The 16,333-nt window shown below is 36.8% G+C and carries 16 protein-coding genes; 6 read left to right on the forward strand and 10 right to left on the reverse strand.

The features are described from left to right. Positions 1-82 precede the first annotated feature (82 nt). The gene (locus tag BS85_RS0102690) at positions 83-1,510 is read left to right on the forward strand and encodes a type I restriction-modification system subunit M (protein WP_026943453.1); all 1,428 of its coding nucleotides are present in this window, start codon (positions 83-85) and stop codon (positions 1,508-1,510) included. A gap of 48 nt (positions 1,511-1,558) precedes the next feature. On the opposite strand, the gene BS85_RS0102695 is transcribed toward BS85_RS0102690, so the two are convergent. From BS85_RS0102695 to dnaA, 7 genes are all read right to left on the reverse strand, one after another. After that, on the reverse strand, positions 1,559-2,152 hold the full coding sequence (locus BS85_RS0102695; protein ID WP_084310138.1) for a methyltransferase domain-containing protein: 594 nt from the start codon (positions 2,150-2,152) through the stop codon (positions 1,559-1,561). Continuing rightward, positions 2,115-2,927 carry a polysaccharide pyruvyl transferase family protein gene (locus BS85_RS10125; protein WP_156938015.1) on the reverse strand — a complete coding sequence of 271 codons (813 nt, stop codon included), beginning with the start codon at positions 2,925-2,927 and terminating at the stop codon, positions 2,115-2,117. The genes BS85_RS0102695 and BS85_RS10125 overlap by 38 nt, the downstream gene beginning before the upstream one ends. Positions 2,928-2,947: 20 nt before the next feature. After that, positions 2,948-3,337 (reverse strand): hypothetical protein, encoded by a 390-nt coding sequence (locus tag BS85_RS10810; protein ID WP_051604653.1) that lies wholly within the window; start codon positions 3,335-3,337, stop codon positions 2,948-2,950. Continuing rightward, entirely contained in the window at positions 3,334-3,981 is a 648-nt protein-coding gene (plsY, locus tag BS85_RS0102705; RefSeq protein ID WP_051604654.1) for a glycerol-3-phosphate 1-O-acyltransferase PlsY, read from the reverse strand. The genes BS85_RS10810 and plsY overlap by 4 nt, the downstream gene beginning before the upstream one ends. A gap of 10 nt (positions 3,982-3,991) precedes the next feature. Beyond that, on the reverse strand, positions 3,992-6,304 hold the full coding sequence (gene gyrB / locus BS85_RS0102710; protein WP_026943456.1) for a DNA topoisomerase (ATP-hydrolyzing) subunit B: 2,313 nt from the start codon (positions 6,302-6,304) through the stop codon (positions 3,992-3,994). A gap of 27 nt (positions 6,305-6,331) precedes the next feature. Continuing rightward, the gene (gene dnaN / locus BS85_RS0102715; RefSeq protein ID WP_026943457.1) at positions 6,332-7,399 is read right to left on the reverse strand and encodes a DNA polymerase III subunit beta; all 1,068 of its coding nucleotides are present in this window, start codon (positions 7,397-7,399) and stop codon (positions 6,332-6,334) included. A gap of 172 nt (positions 7,400-7,571) precedes the next feature. Then, a complete protein-coding gene (gene dnaA, locus BS85_RS0102720; RefSeq protein ID WP_026943458.1) occupies positions 7,572-8,867 on the reverse strand; it encodes a chromosomal replication initiator protein DnaA in 1,296 nt (431 codons plus the stop codon). Positions 8,868-9,000: 133 nt separating this feature from the next. Between dnaA and ruvC the strand changes: the two genes are divergently transcribed. From ruvC to BS85_RS0102740, 4 genes are read left to right on the forward strand one after another with little or no spacing between them, the layout of a single operon-like run. After that, complete coding sequence (ruvC, locus tag BS85_RS0102725) at positions 9,001-9,474, forward strand: crossover junction endodeoxyribonuclease RuvC (protein WP_026943459.1); 474 nt, start codon at positions 9,001-9,003, stop codon at positions 9,472-9,474. Between the two features lie 10 nt (positions 9,475-9,484). Then, positions 9,485-10,117 carry an FAD-dependent thymidylate synthase gene (gene thyX, locus BS85_RS0102730; protein WP_026943460.1) on the forward strand — a complete coding sequence of 211 codons (633 nt, stop codon included), beginning with the start codon at positions 9,485-9,487 and terminating at the stop codon, positions 10,115-10,117. A gap of 1 nt (position 10,118) precedes the next feature. Continuing rightward, positions 10,119-10,502 (forward strand): DMT family transporter, encoded by a 384-nt coding sequence (locus tag BS85_RS10130; protein ID WP_034551038.1) that lies wholly within the window; start codon positions 10,119-10,121, stop codon positions 10,500-10,502. Next, entirely contained in the window at positions 10,499-10,813 is a 315-nt protein-coding gene (locus BS85_RS0102740; protein WP_026943461.1) for a DMT family transporter, read from the forward strand. Before BS85_RS10130 ends, BS85_RS0102740 begins: the two co-directional genes overlap by 4 nt. Positions 10,814-10,917: 104 nt before the next feature. Here BS85_RS0102740 and BS85_RS0102745 read toward each other — a convergent pair whose 3' ends face one another. From BS85_RS0102745 to BS85_RS0102755, 3 genes are read right to left on the reverse strand one after another with little or no spacing between them, the layout of a single operon-like run. After that, positions 10,918-11,430 carry a hypothetical protein gene (locus BS85_RS0102745; protein ID WP_026943462.1) on the reverse strand — a complete coding sequence of 171 codons (513 nt, stop codon included), beginning with the start codon at positions 11,428-11,430 and terminating at the stop codon, positions 10,918-10,920. Positions 11,431-11,448: 18 nt separating this feature from the next. After that, positions 11,449-11,652: a hypothetical protein gene (locus tag BS85_RS11215; protein WP_156938016.1), complete on the reverse strand. Its 204-nt coding sequence runs from the start codon at positions 11,650-11,652 to the stop codon at positions 11,449-11,451. A 47-nt stretch (positions 11,653-11,699) separates the two neighbouring features. Next, positions 11,700-13,898, reverse strand: a complete 2,199-nt coding sequence (locus tag BS85_RS0102755) for an NADP-dependent isocitrate dehydrogenase (protein ID WP_026943463.1) — start codon at positions 13,896-13,898, stop codon at positions 11,700-11,702. 249 nt (positions 13,899-14,147) lie between these two features. On the opposite strand from BS85_RS0102755, the gene BS85_RS0102760 reads away from it, so the two are divergent. Next, positions 14,148-16,325 carry a WD40 repeat domain-containing protein gene (locus BS85_RS0102760; protein ID WP_026943464.1) on the forward strand — a complete coding sequence of 726 codons (2,178 nt, stop codon included), beginning with the start codon at positions 14,148-14,150 and terminating at the stop codon, positions 16,323-16,325. Positions 16,326-16,333: the final 8 nt, after the last annotated feature.

The raw sequence follows: 16,333 nt of genomic DNA on the forward strand, positions 1-16,333 counted from the left end.
GAGATTGTGTTAAAAAAATGGAAGAAAATTAACACATTGTGGAAATGAACTAAAACTTTAAAAATAATACAAAGGGGCAAAAATGAGTGAAAAAGCGATTGTCGCAAAGGTGTGGAACTTCGCAACGATTTTGCGTGATAGTGGCGTGAGTTATACTGAATATGTCGCGCAGTTAAGCTATTTGCTGTTTTTGAAAATGGAAAGTGAGCGGGAGAGTATCGGAGAGAGTAGCAAAATCCCCGCAAACTGCAAATGGGAGCGGCTTATAAACCTAGATGGGCTAGAGTTAGAGAATGCGTATAATGCCGCACTCGCACAACTTGCAAAGAGTGAGGGCGTGATAGGGCTTATCTACAATGACGCGCAAAACAAAATCAAAGAACCCGCGAATCTCAAAAAACTTTTTATGCTTATGGATAGTGAAACTTGGCTAGGCTTGAATGTAGATATAAAAGGCGCGATTTATGAGGGACTACTTGCAAAAAATGCCACAGAGACAAAGGCGGGAGCGGGGCAGTATTTCACGCCTCGCGTGCTGATAGATTCTATTGTGGGGCTAATGGAGCTTAAACCCAATATGGAGGTATGCGACCCTGCGTGTGGGACGGGCGGATTTTTGCTAAGTGCGTATGAGGCGATGAAAGCACAGACAAAGGACAAAGAGGAACTCAAACGCTTACGCAATGAGAGGCTTTATGGCAAGGATATTACGCCCTTAGTGGCGTCTTTGTGTGCGATGAATCTGTATCTGCACGGAATCGGGGGCGAGGGAGGTGTAATAGAAATCGGGGATTCTCTAAGTGAGTTAGGCAATCGGCGGTTTGATAGGGTGCTAACCAATCCGCCCTTTGGCAAGAAATCGGCGACTAAGATTTTAGCCGAAAATGGCAAGGTGAAAAGCCAAAAGGACGAATACAACAGAGAGGATTTTTTCGCCACAACCTCTAATAAGCAATTAAATTTCTTGCAACACATTATGAATCTTTTAAAAATCGGGGGCAAAGCCGCAGTCGTGCTACCCGATAATGTGCTGTTTGAAGCGGGAGCGGGGGAGAAGGTGCGCAAAAAACTCTTAGAGGATTTTAATCTGCATACGATTTTGCGGCTTCCTACTGGGATTTTTTACGCGCAAGGCGTGAAAGCGAATGTGCTGTTTTTTGACAAAGTCGCAACAAGCGAGGATTCCACGCAAAAGGTGTGGGTGTATGATATGCGCACGAATATGAATCTAAGCCTTGTAACAAGCCCTTTGAGTGCGGAGCATTTGCGGGAGTTTGAAGCAAGTTTTTGCGCAGGCGCAATGGAAAATCGCAAGGAGAGTGAGCGATTCCGCGCTTTTAGCATTGGAGAGATTAAGAAACGCGATAAGATAAATTTGGATATTTTTTGGTTAAAAGATGAGAGTTTGGAGGATTTGGAGAATCTGCCAAGCCCAGAGGAACTAAGCAAGGAAATTTGCAAGAATCTTAAGGCTGCTTTAAAGGAAATGGAGCAATTAGGGGCGGGGTAGAGTATAAAGTTTTATTGCCCCTTTTGTTTTATACAACATAAAATTTTACTAAATAACTCCCATCAACTCCTTTTTGCAAAATAAAAAATATCCTGTCGGGAGGCTTCTTTTGTGGGTTTTATAAGTATTTAAACAATAATCATTTTGCAAAAATAAATCAAACAATTCCTCTTGTTTAAGCCTTTTGACCCAAATTTTGTTGTCTCCGCCCACATTAACAAAGTTATAACTGCACAAAATATATTTAGGCTGCAGTGCGCAAATTTTAGAAACAAAGCTTGGCAAATCGTGGATATATTCAAACACTCCCGCGCATACGATGAAATCAAATTGATTTTGAGAAAAAATCGGAAATTCTCCCTGATTAAAATCGCAGAGGATATTATCGGGCTTTTGTGGGTATAAATCCACGCCATAATAATCAGGATTCAAGCCATTCTCCGCTAGCACCTCCCTAAAATACTGAATCCCACAACCTAAATCCAAAACAGATTTTAGAGGATTCCTTGCTTCTTTGGAGAGTAAATCAAGCAGAATCTGCGCTCTTTGCTTAAACTCTAAATCATAAGCAAAATCCTCTTTCCAAGTATTTTCTACTAACTCTCTATTTTGCCCCCCCCCCGCAGAGTTTAGAATCTGTATTTTGCGATTCTGTCATTTTTGGGGTGAAATCTGCGATTCTTTGGCGAATTGTTTGCAAGGTTTCTTTATCTACACTTTCTCCCATTGCTTCTTTTATGCTAAGCCTTAGATTCTCTAGCATATCTTGCTTTAGCGATTCTATGTCTAAGGGTTTGGGGGCAAAATCTACGCGTCCCTTTTCTAAATCCTCTAGGGTGTAAATTGGCACGATTCCATTAAGCGCAGAAAATCTCTGTAAGTTTTCCTCATTTCTTGCGATTAAAACCACCGGAATCCCCATTGCAATCGCTGGAGAAGCACAATGCAACGCACAAGTGATGATGAGTTTTGCTTGTGTTTTGTAAGTTTCTAATAAATCCTCACTGCGTTGATAAAAACTCTGCCATTGCAAAGATTTTTCATTAGAAACATCTTGTTGATTAACACTGATTGCGCCCTCACGCAAATGTTGTGGAATAAATTTTAATAAATTTTCTGGAATCCCTACTAAAAATACCTTTGTCGCTTGTTTTGCTTCCTCTTGTGTGCGTTTGGGCAATGTAAGCGTAAGACAACGCGAAAGATAAGCTTCTAACCCTGATTTTTGACAAAATTGTAAAGTCGCTAAATCCCTACAACCAATGCTTTTATTTTCAAAATACCAAGGATAATAGACAAGAAAATATTGCAAAAATTTCTGAATCGCGGAAGTAAAATGTGTGCCTACAAAAATAGGCAAAAGAAAATGGTTAGGAATGAAGTGCGGAGTTTCTGAAAAAGCAAACCAACCCTGCATAATCACAGGAGTTAAAGCATTTAAAGAGCTATTTGCCCCCCCCCCGCGGGATAGTAGCTGATGAGTGAATCTCTATCAAAAAATTCAAAAGTTGCTTTAGGATTCAAGGATAAAAGGGCATTTTTTGTCGCAAGAGTTTGGATAAAATCCCCTAGATTATGATGAGAATATTTAGGAATATGTTTATTATAAGAAAATAATAAAAAGTGATTTTTATGGATTGGCAAATTTGCGTGAGGCAACACAAAATTTCTTAAAGCAAAAATTTCATTTTCCATAGATTTTACCGCTTCTATTTCTGCTAATTTTAGATTGAGGCTATTATTCACTCTTGTAAGTTTATTAGAAAGCTTGAAATTGTTGGCAATATAAGCAATAATAGGCTTTTTAAGTTTTTCAAAAAGTTTCATAATACCTTTTGCTCCTTTCTTTGGATTAAACGGATAATATTAGGAATATGTTTATAAAGGACAATGCACATTATCAAAACTAAAGGCGTGTGGGTGGTGATATGTGGAATCTCGGGGTGCAAAAAGAAGCTAGAACCCACGCCACAAATCACACCAAAAAGCGAGGCTAAGGAGGAGATTTTTAATAATTTTCCAACAACAAACCATATTACCAAGCCCAAAAGTGCTTCTAAGGGTAAAAACACCGCAATCACACCCACGCTAGAGGCGACACCCTTTCCTCCCTCTAGTTTTAAAAATGGGCTAAAACAATGCCCAACAACAACTAAAAACGCCATCATCCATTGCGCTTCATAACTGATACCAAACGCCTTAGCTACCATTAAAATAAAAACGCCTTTGAGCGCATCACTTAGCATTGTGAGAATCGCGACTTTTTTAGCAATCTTTGGATTTGTCTCTTTCAAGGCTCTTAAAACATTTGTTGCGCCGATACTTCCACTCCCAACTTGACGAATATCCACTCCACCAAGATATTTTCCATACAAAAGTCCAAAAGGGATTCCGCCTACCAAATACGCAAGAGTGTAAAAGATTCCATTTAAACTTGTAAAAAAATCAAGGATTCCTGCTATTAGATACATTCAACCTGCCTTAAACATCTAAGTGTTTCACATCTTTTGCGTGGGCTTGGATATACTCCCTGCGTGGCTCTACCTCATCACCCATAAAGAGTGCAAAAACATCGCTTGCTTCTGTCTCATCTGCAATCTCTACACGAATCAAACGCCTATTTTCCGGTGTCATCGTTGTTTCCCATAATTGCTCGGGATTCATCTCCCCTAAACCTTTGTATCTTTGGATATACGCGCCTTTTTTGCTACTCTCTTCTATTTCTTCTAGCATACTCACCGCGTCTTTACCATTTAAGAATCCTAAATCAAATTCTTTAAGTTTATTAAAAACAAAATGTGCTTCTTCAAAAAGCGGGTGTGTGAAAAGCTCATCATCAATTTTAATATCTACCAATCCCGCATCTGTCTGCACATACAAGTGGATTTTTTCTTCATTGGTATTTTCACTTAGAATATTAAACCCAAGCTCTGCGATTCTCTCTTTAATCCTCTTACAAAGCGCATTATTATCTAAACCTATCATATCAGGATTTTCAATGAGATATTTAACAATTTCAATCAAAGCGAATCGTTTTTTAAGATTCTGCAAAGTGGAGCGATAATGGGCAACAATCTTGAAAAATTCCACTAAATCTTTATTTCCGATTCCGCTAAATTCAAAATTTTCAATCCCATTTTCAATCAAATATTCACTTAGAGCCTTTTCATCTTTGAGATAAATTTCTTTTTTGCCCTTTTTAAAACGATAAAGCGGCGGTTGGGCGATATACAAATATCCTGCCTCAATGATTCCTTTTAAATAGCGGAAAAAGAAAGTCATTAAAAGCGTTTGAATATGGCTACCATCTACATCAGCATCGGTCATAATAATAACTTTATTATATCTTGCTTTTGTAATGTCAAATTCCTCTCCGATTCCGCAGCCTAGCGCAGTGATAAGGTTTTTAATCTCCTCACTTTTTAGAATCTTATCCAAGCGACTTTTTTCTACATTCAAGATTTTTCCTCTTAAAGGTAAAATTGCCTGATACACTCTATCACGCCCTTGTTTAGCCGAACCTCCTGCGGAATCTCCCTCCACCAAATAAAGCTCACTAATGCTTGGGTCTTTGCTTTGACAATCGGCTAATTTACCCGGAAGTGTGCCAACGCTAAAGAATTCCTTTTTGCGTGTAAGTTCTCTTGCCTTTTTTGCCGCTTCTCTACCGCGTGCGGCAAGAAGTGCTTTTTGCATAATGGCTTTAGCTTCATTGGGATTCTCTTCAAAGAATTTAGCAATTTTTTCAAAACTAAGTTTTTGCACGATTGGGCGCACAAAAGAGCTTCCAAGCTTACCTTTAGTTTGTCCTACAAACTGCGGGTCAATCACTCTTACAGAAATAATTGCAACAAGTCCTTCTCTTAAATCATCTCCTGTTACTTTAGAATCTTTTTCACGCGCATTAGCATTTTCGTCAATATAATTAATGATTGCGCGGGTTAATCCCATTCTAAACCCTGCTTCGTGCGTTCCGCCATCTGTTGTATGAATATTATTGACAAAGCTTAGCACTTTTTCATCAAAACCCTCATTATAGGCTAAAGCCACTTCTACTTCTACATTCTCGTCTTTACCTTCAAAGCCGATGATAGGAGAAATGAAAGGTTTTTTATTAATATCATTAATAAATTGCGATAAACCACCCTCAAAATGATAAGTTTCGTTAAAATCACCGCGTTCATCTATAAAATGAATCGTAATTTGGCGATTCAAATAGGCGAGTTCTTTAAATCTTTTCTTTAAAATTTCTCTGTCAAATTCCACAACTTCAAAGATTGTTTCATCGGGGATAAATTCAATCGTTGTTCCATTGCGTTTTGTTTCTCCAATGATTTCTAAGTCATTTTGTGGAATCCCTTGTGCAAAGTCTTGGCGGTAAATTTGGTTGTGTTTATAGATTGTCATTTGCAGGGTTTTTGAGAGTGCATTCACGACAGATACACCTACTCCGTGCAAACCTCCCGAATAAGTCTTTTGGTCAAATTTACCTCCGGCGTGAAGCACGGTTAAAGCCACCGTTGCTGCAGAAATGTTCTCTGTGGGGTGAATATCTACCGGGATTCCGCGTCCATTATCTGAAATCTTTGCTCCGCCCTCTTTGGTTAAAATCACTTCAATTTCCGTGCAATATCCTGCCATTGCTTCATCAATGCAGTTATCCACCACTTCATAAACCAAATGATGTAATCCACTAATATTTGTATCTCCGATATACATTCCCGGACGTTTTCTAACGGCTTCTAAGCCCTTTAGGACTTTAATACTATGTCCCGTGTATTCTAAATCTTCCATTCTATTTCCTAAAGTTAATGATTAAAGTTAAAGGATAATAGGCATTACAACGGTGGAGAAATTCTCACTTTTTAGCACAAAAGGTGCATTTTTACCATTAAGCCCCCAAATAAAATCTGCTGTGTCAATTTGTGTTAAAAAATCCAAAACATGGCGGGAATTGATACCAATTTCAATTTCTTCTTCAAGAGGTAAATTAATTTCAATTTGTGTTTTAGCTTCTGAATTGTCTTGACTTAAGGATTCAAAAAGAATCTCATTCGCTTTAAAAGTAAGTTTTACATCATTAGTAACAGAGTTAATAACCTTAATTCCCTCAATGATTTTTGCTTTTGAAATATTGAGTTCTTTGGTAGTTTCTTTTGGTAAAATTTTTTCATAATCTGGGAATTTTCCATTAATAAGATGAGAGAAGAAAATATAATTTTGGGATTTAATAATAATGTCTTTTTCGTTATAAAAAAGTTCAATATTATCAAAGAATAATCGTTGAATTTCTGTAATAGCTTTTTTAGGAAAGATAAGTGCTAGATTATTACCTGATGCGTTGTCAAATTTTATGATTGCAAGCCGTTTTGTATCTGTGGCGACAAAATTGTAAGAATATTCTTTAATATCTAAAAGCGCACCATTTAATTCGCGTTTTTGGTTATTATTGTCAATGACAGGAAAAATTTTTTTCATTGAGTTGATGAGTTGTAGAGAATTGATTTCTAATTTTGGTAGATTTTCATATTCTGGAAAAGTTGGAAATTCTTGGGCATTAAACATTGGAAGTTTGAAAGAGCTTTTATTTTGTTTGATATGAAGATTTTCATTGTGAGTACAAAGATTGACATCACCCTCTTTTAATCGTTTGATAATATCTAATGCTTGTTTGCCATTTACCGTTGCGATTCCATTTTCTGTGATATTTAAAGAATTTGTAATTGTGCAAAGTCCCATTTCAAAATCTGTTGCTTTGCAAATGAGTTGATTATCTTTTGTTTCAAGATAAATATGGGAGGTAATTTGACTAGAATCTTTTTTATCTAAGAAAGGTTGTAAAGAAGTGAAGATATTATCCAAAACACTATTAGAAATGGTAATGTTCATTAGAAATCCTTTTTTATTTAATAAAATTTAGAAGTATTAGTAGGGTGGTTGAATTGTTGAATAAGTGCTACAAACTTCTAAATTTGGCTTTTTGTGTGAATGAATAAGCATTTTTATATTTCACATTAATTCACTATTTTAGCAAAACTTTGTTTTTATTGTGCTAAAAGTATTATTTTATTTTATTTTTTATTTCTTCAATGATAGTTTTAAAATTTGGATTTTCGTTCATTTCATCTTGAATACTTTTCATTGCTTTGCTTACTGTGCTGTGGTCTTTCATTCCAAAGAAGTTTGCAAGATAGGGCATTGAATTTGGCGTGAGTGTGCGCGCTAAGTAGATTACAATTTTGCGTGCGGTTACGATATTTTTGGAACGATTTTTACTTTTAATATCAGAGGGTTTAAGATTGTAATACTTTGCAACAATGTCAATGATTTTATCCATACTAATATTCTCTTTGGATTCTTTAATATATTCTTTTAAAACATCTTTGACAAAATCAAGATCAATTTCTTGGATATTTGTTACATTCATTGAAAAATTTAATTTAACCAAAACTCCTTCAATTTCACGAATATTATCGTTAATGTTTGCTGCAATAAAATGGATGATATTGTCTTCAAGATGGATTCTATCTAATTCACATTTTGCGCGGATAATATTGATTTTAGTTTCTAATTCAGGAGGTTGAATATCTGCTAAAAGTCCGGAAGTAAAACGCGTTTTTAAACGCTCTTCTAAGCCTTTCATATCTTTTGGTGGGCGGTCAGAGGTAAGAACGATTTGTTTGTTATTTTCTTTTAATTCATTGAAAGTGTGAAAAAACTCTTCTTGAATCTGCTCTTTTCCACTTAAGAATTGAATATCATCAATGAGCAGATAATCACAAGCCCGATATTTTTCGCGGAATCGCTCCATTGTATTATTGCGAATATGTAACAAAAAATCATTCAAGAATTGTTCGCTTGTGGTGTAGATGACATTCTTACCTACAAGGATATTTGCGTTACCAATGGCATTGAGTAAATGTGTTTTGCCAAGTCCTGTATTTCCATAAATTACAAGGGGATTATATTTAATACTTTGATTTTGTGCCACAGCTTTAGCAACATTAAAAGCAAAGGTATTAGAATTTCCTACTACAAAGGAATCAAAGGTAAAAGAGGGGTTAAGGTTTGTTGTGCTACTTTGTTTGTTGCGTATATTGCTTTTGTTTTCTTTTTTCTTGTTAGAATTTATTACCTCAACAATTACTTCAGGTTTCAAACCATTATGAATTTCAAAAAGATGAGCAATTTTATCTGCATATTTTGTTTTTATCCAACTTGCAATGAGAATGTTTGGTGCATTTAGCACGATTCTATCTTCGCGTGAATATTTTTCATTATAAGTGATTTGACTGATATAATTATCAAACTCAAAAGTCGTGATTTCATCTTTAAGTTGTAATAAAATTGGATTCAAATTTTTACCTTTAAAGTTATTCACAGGTGTGAATAATATGTGAATAAGTCTTGAAATTTGGAGTGATTTTATCTAAGAATTACTAAAATTTTTATATTATTGCGCAGTTTTTTAAATCATTTTAAGGAAATAAGTGAATATTCTAGGAATTGACCCGGGAAGTAGAAATTGCGGCTATGCTGTGATTAAGTCAGAAAAAAATGCAATTTCTTTGGTTGAAGCAGGATTGATTAAGATTAAAGAAAGAATCTTACAACATCAAATTTTAGAGTTTGTGGAGGGGATTGATTTGGTATTAAAAAATCATTCCATTGATTCGGTTGCTATTGAGGATATGTTTTATGCTTATAATCCAAAAAGTGTGATAAAATTAGCGCAATTTAGGGGAGCTTTGAGCCTTAAGATTCTGCAAGAGTTGGGAAATTTTGCCGAATACACACCCTTGCAAGTTAAAAAGGCTTTAACAGGCAATGGAAAAGCTCAAAAAGAACAGGTTGCCTTTATGGTAAAGCGGCTTTTAGGGATTAAAGGTGAAATCAAGCCACTAGATATTACCGATGCGATTGCGATTGCAATCACACACGCACAGCGATTGAAATTTAATTAAGGAATCATCAATGCAAATTACACTTTTAAATTACACAGACTTAAAAACCTGCGCACACGCGATTCGCACTTGTTGGCAGAGTTTTGAAAAAGGCGATGAGGGTGGCGAAAAAGACAAAGAGTTGATTCATCGTGTGGGTAATAAATTTAAACACGCTTCTACTTTGGAACATTTATATTATACTTTTTATATTCAAGGCATTAGCCGCGCGTGTTTGCAGGAGTTAGCGCGTCATAGAATCGCCTCTTTAAGCGTGAAATCCACCCGCTATACACTAAAGGAATTAAAAGAGGAGGAATCCTTTTTGCCTTTTTGTGTGGATAATATGGAAAGGGCAAAGCATTTTTTGGTTTTTACGAGCAATCAAGCGGTAAATGAGGCTTCCATCTTGGCATTAGAAAACCTAAGAAAACTACTTGTATCCAATATTGGCAACGATTTAGCTAAATTTGCTATGCCAGAATCGTATAAAACAGAACTTACTTGGAGCATTAATGCAAGAAGTTTGCAAAATTTTTTAAGCCTAAGAAGTTCTAAAAATGCGCTTTGGGAGATTCGCGCTTTAGCTTTTGGGCTTTTTGAAGCTTTGCCACAGGAACATCAATTTTTGTTTGATAGCTTTTTACAACAAAGTGAGGAATAAAATGAGCCTAAAAAAAGCTTATCTTTTATTGGTTTTTGCGATTCTTACCGAAGTCTTTGCTGTGAATTTAATGAAGGCAAGTGCGGGTGAAATATGGGGGCTTGTGAGTATGTATGTTTTGCTTGTGTTGTCCTATTATTTTATGGCTCTTTCACTGAAGCGAATCTCGGTGGGTGTGGCGTATGCGATATGGGAAGTATTGGGCGCAGTCTGCGTGGTTTGTATTAGCGTGTTTTATTTTGGTGAGGAATTGCTATGGACACAAAAAGTCGGCATTGTCTTGTCTATTGGCGGAATCGCACTCATTAATTATGCGGAATTGAAAAACGAAAGAAAAGAAGCAGAATCGGATTCTACACAAATTGCCCATAAGGAAATGCAATGAGCTTAGCTTTAGGATATGTCGTTATTTCGGCGGTTTTAGATGTGATTGCAAATTTGTTTTTAAAAAAATCCAACGCTTTCACACACAAAGGCTATACCATAGGCTGCATTTTGATGGTTTGGGCGGCTTTTAGTGTGTTGATTTTTGCGCTTGAGGATATGCCTTTAAGCGTGGCGTATTCTACTTGGGGTGCGGTGGGGATTGTTGGCACAAGCATTGGAGGCTATGTCTTTTTTAAAGAACGATTAGGAATCGTTGGCTATATTGGTATGGCTATGGTTGTTTGTGCGGTGGTTTTGTTGAATCTGTGAGGCTGTCATTGCGAGAAATGAGCAAAGCGAATGACGAAGCAATCCATAATCCCGCATACAAAAAACTACCCACCTCGTCATTGCGAGATTCTGCTATGAAATCTCTAGTTGTTTGGCTCTTTACGCATTGCTTCACCCTCTGCGTATAGTTGCTGATTAAGTAATTTTATTTCTTTATTTTGTTTAAAATTGCGATAAAAAATAAAGAATGGTGTTGCAATACTAGCAAATGAGCCAATTGCTATCAAAGAACCCCACAGATTTATAAATATAGTGTTGTTAGCAAATGAGTTAAATGCTCCCATTAAAGGAATTATTACCCCTATGAATATAGTGATAAACTGAATTGCCAAAAACCAGCCAATAGAACTCCATATGGGATAGTTAAGCTTTCTTACAGGCACAAACACATCACGCGTGATATTATAAAAAGCATTGACATAATGTGTTCCATTGTCTTGTGGAATCGCATATAGTGCAACTTTATCTCCATCAGTAAAATAATAATCCCCCTCATATCTAAATGCTGTATTTTCTATTGTAAATTCCTTTTCATATATGTTTGTTAAAACCTGTTTATTAGCATTTTTAATTTCGCCTCTAGTTATTCTTGCCACTTAAAATCCTTAGTAAAACTAGTTAAAAATTCTAGTTTTTAACATTTGCCTCATTGCGAGAGATTTGTTAAAATCTCGTGGCAATCCATAATTTAGAATCTTGCCTTTAGAGATTCCATTATAAAGTTTCTTTGCGTTTGAATTAATAGAAAGATTCCATTGCAAACGCTTCTTTTGCGTTAAAGTTATGGATTGCCACGAAACACTGCGTATTTCTCGCAATGAAGCAGAAACTTAAGAGTAAAGCAAGGGGGGATTCCCCCGCCTTGTTATTTAATCTTTGCTAAAATCGCATTGAAAGTCGCGCTTCCTCGCATAATCGCATTGCATTTGGTGTCATCAAGCTTGTAATAACCGCCTAAATCTACTTTTTTGCCTTGTGCGCTTAAATATTCTTGGTGAATCTTGCTTTCGTTTGCGCTTAGTTCCTCCGCGATTCCTTTAAAGAATCCTTGCAATGCAGAATCACTGCTATCTTTTGCTAGAGCATTTGCCCAATAAAGTGCAAGATAAAAATGGCTTGTGCGGTTATCGTCCTCGCCTACCTTGCGTGAAGGGGCTTTGTTGTTGTTTAACCATTCTCCAATCGCGCTATCAAGGCTATTTGCTAGAATCTGCGCCTCTTTTTTGCCTGTTTTTTGTGCGTAGAATTCCAAACTCGCTTGGAGTGCTAAAAACTCTCCCAAGCTATCCCAGCGCAAATGGTTTTCCTCCACGAGTTGTTCCACTTGTTTTGGCGCACTTCCACCCGCACCGGTTTCAAACATAGAGCCACCATTGAGCATTGGCACGACAGAAAGCATTTTTGCGCTTGTGCCAAGCTCCAAAATCGGGAATAAATCAGTTAAGTAGTCGCGCAAAACATTTCCACTAATAGAAATCGCATCTTTCCCAGCGCGGATTAGTTTTAGGGATTCCAAACACGCTTCTTTTGGAGGTAGAATCGCAATGTCCTTGCCTTTTTCTTTCAAACGCGCCTCTACTAAGTCTATCATAATCTTATTGCTTGGGCGTTTGGAATCTAGCCAGAAAATCGCCTTGCTACCTGTTAAATCTGCGCGTTGTATCCCTAAATCAATCCAATTTTGCACCGCTTCAAATTTCGCCTCATTTGCGCGGTAAATATCGCCTTTTTCTACTTTGTGTTCTAGCAGAATCGCACCTTTTTCATTGACGATTCTAAAGATTCCATCTTCTTTGGCAATGAATGTTTTATCGTGTGAGCCGTATTCTTGCGCTTTTTTAGCCATTAAGCCGACATTGGAGACGCTTCCTAGTGTGCTAGGGTTGAGTGTGCCATTTTGGTGTAAATCCTCAATCACTGCTTCATAGATTGTTGCGTAAGTTTTATCCGGAATCAAGGCGTTTGTATCGCACTCTTTGCCCTCTTTATCCCACAATCTTGCGCCATTTTTAAGCATTGCAGGCATTGACGCATCTACAATCACATCGCTTGGAATGTGTAAATTTGTGATTCCTTTATCAGAATTTACCATAGAAAGTGGCGCACTTTTGGCAAGAATTTCATTGTATTTTGCTAGAATCTCTTGCTTTTTGGGGCTATTTTCTATTTTTGTTAGCAATTCATTCACGCCATTGTTGGCATTCACGCCTAGTCGTGTAAGCTCCTCGCTAAAGGAATCAAAAAGCTCTTTAAAATACACTTTCACCGCGTGTCCAAAAATCACAGGGTCGCTTACTTTCATCATCGTAGCTTTTAAATGGAGAGAAAGTAGGATATTTTCTTTTTTGCACACTTCAATTTGCTCGGCATAAAATTTATCCAAAGCCTTTGCGCTCATAAAAGTAGCGTCTAAAATTTCGTTTTTATCTAGCTTCAAATTGTCTTTTAGCACTTCTGTGCCATTGCTTCCAACAAACTCAATTCTCGCTTTTGTGGAATCTTGAATCAAAACCGCTTTTTCATTATCAAAGAAATCGCCACTTTCCATATAAGAAACGCGTGTTTTAGAGGCTTTGTTAAACTCTACGACACGATAAGGATTCTTTTTTGCATATTCTTTCACGGCTTTGGTGCAGCGGCGGTCAGAGTTTCCTTGTCTAAGCACGGGATTGACGGCAGAACCTAGCACTTTTTGGTATTTTTCTTTAATGGTTTTTTCCTCTGCATTGCTTGGCTCATCGGGAAAATTTGGAATCGCAAAGCCCTTGTCTTGCAATTCTTTAATTGTTGCCTTGAGTTGCGGGATAGAGGCGGAGATGTTGGGTGTTTTGATGAGGTTTGCATCGCTTTGATTGACAAGCTCTCCTAAGATGGCGAGTTCGTCCTTTACCCTTTGCGATTCTTGTAGGCTTTCTGGAAACTGCGCTAAAACACGCGCGGAGAGGGAAATATCAGAAGTTTCTACTGCAATGCCAACTTTGCCCAAAAACGCTTGAACGATAGGCAAAAAGGAATAGGTGGCTAACGCAGGAGATTCATCTGTGAGAGTGTAAGTGATTTTCATAAGGAATCCTTTAATATAGAATTTAGTGCTTGAGTATAACAAAGAATCGCGCAAATTTTGCTAATTTTAGTCAAGATTTGTTTTACTTTTTATCCAAATGGGAAATTATGTTGCACTTTCTTGTCCCTTTTTTGTCAAAGTCTAGCGAATAAATGTAAATTTAAAACACAAATTCAAAGACTTTAAGGTAAAATAATAAATTATGATTTAGATGACTAGCGTATAAGGCGTCAAATAGAGGAGCTTAGAGTGTTTCCTGTAAAAAGCAGTTTAAAATTGGTTGGTAGTGTGCTTGGAATTTCAACAGATAAAGATTCTATCATTTGTATGGATAATTTTTATAATATTTCTACTTTCTCAAAAGAAAATAAAGTAATCGATAAAGCATTGCAATTGTCCAAAGATGTTGAGCCTTTGCATCATTTCAGTAAAGCCGTTGCGATTTCTCACGCCACTTCTAAAATCGTTATGGGTTTTGCTAAAGCCACAAAAGGCGTTGTGGTAACTACTGACCCAGAGATTGCACCTATTGCACAATTAACTTGGCAAAAACTTGCAATTTCCAAGGTTGCTTTTTCACAAGAAGACGATTATTTAGCCACAGGAGGCGAAGATGGTCGGGTATTATTGTATTCCGCGGATAATTATCAGTTAGCCCTAAGCACCCCGCCTTTGCCAGATTATATTTCTGCTATTGCGTTTAGCGAAGATGGACGATTGATTTTTGCGGGTTGTTTTGGCAAAAGTGCAATGATTTTTGATATTGTCAAAAACACATTGGTTGCTAATATTAAAACAGAATCATTGATTGAGGACGCATTTTTTTATGCAGAGGATACGCTTTTGTTTTGTGTGACAAAAGAGGGGCAAACTTTGGTTTATGATGTGCGAGAGCAAAAGTTTGTTAAAGAGAATCTTTTAAAAGGTGCTTGGCTTATGCGATGCCGTAAGCTTCCCGGTGAAGATTATGCTATCGTAGGGGCTAAAGATAAACAATTACGCATTATTGATTTAAGCGATAACACATTATGCGATTCCATTATGCTTGAGCATAGCGGTGTTACGGCAATGAGGTTAGAGGGCAGTTTGCTTTATATTGGTTATTCTGATGGAACGATTGAGATTGTAGATACCAATGAAGCAAAAGATGAAATGTTGGAGCTACTTAACAACAATGACTTAAAAAAAGCAGCAGGTCTAATTCAAGAGAAAAATATTTTTTTACAGACTTTAAAAGAGTATCGCACAAAATTAGAGACTCTATGGAAAGAAATGTTGGCAAAAGCGATTGACTTATTAGCAAAAGATCAACTACAAGAAGCAACAGCAATCGTAGAGCCTTTTATGCTAGACCAGCGCAAAAGAGAGGAGTTTGACTATTATTGGCAGCAAAAAGAAGCAGTGGCAAAGTTTATGGACGCCATTGAGGCAAAAAATTATATGGAGGCTTACAAATTAGTAGAGCAGAATCCCTACCTAAAAGAAACGGTTGCCTATGCTAAATTAGAGGAAACTTGGGAAAAATCCTTTGAGGTTTCTAAGAGATTGCTTTTTCAAGATCCACAAGGAAATTTGGTCAAAGCTCAAGATTTGTTACGTCCTTTTGTTACGGTTAAATCCAAAAAAGATGTTGCGATGACATTGCTTAGAAATAGTGATAAATTTATTCAGGCAGATAAAGAATATAAGGCAAAGAATTTTGTAGAATATTTTAAATTATGTGATAGATTGCCTTTCTTGAAAGAAACTTTAATTTACAAGAGTGCATTGCTTATTGGCGACCAAATTGCGCAACGCGTGAATGCTTGTGAAAACCAGAACGATTATACAAAAGCATTAGAGATTTGTAAGCTATTGGGCTCTATGTCGCCTTTTAAATCTCTTGCAGAGGAGAAAGCAAAAACGATTCAAATTAAACTAGATTTCGCCCAAGCTTGTAAGGAGCGCAAATTAGCCGATGCGTTTCAAATGGCAGAGACTTACTTTGAATTGCGTTCTATGCCAGAATACAAAAAGCTTTATGAGGATTTTAAAAGATATGAGAAAATCGCTTTTGGATTTGCTGCAACAGGCAATGGAAAAGCAACTTTGGATAACTTGAAAGATTACCTCTATATAGAGTATTGGCGGGATAAAATTGCTGCGATTCTAAAAATTGCTTATCTTTCAGAGTTTATGCTAAATGCTCCCGGCAAAGAAGGTGCGCAACCAGATATTTGTTGGAAAGAGACTTTTCAATATTATATTGAACGTTATGGCAAAGATGAAGAGATTAAGAAACTAGCAAATGAAATTGGATTACAAGCGGAGTTAGATAGTATTCCTTTTGAAGGAAATCCAAAGGGGTATTTAACGACTATTGTTGCAGATTCCTTGTTGTGTATTGATAATCAGCCATTGCACCAACACGAAGAAAATAAATCCTAGAAGATAAA

Source organism: Helicobacter rodentium ATCC 700285 (assembly GCF_000687535.1).
In the GTDB taxonomy this organism is placed as follows: Bacteria; Campylobacterota; Campylobacteria; order Campylobacterales; family Helicobacteraceae; genus Helicobacter_D; species Helicobacter_D rodentium.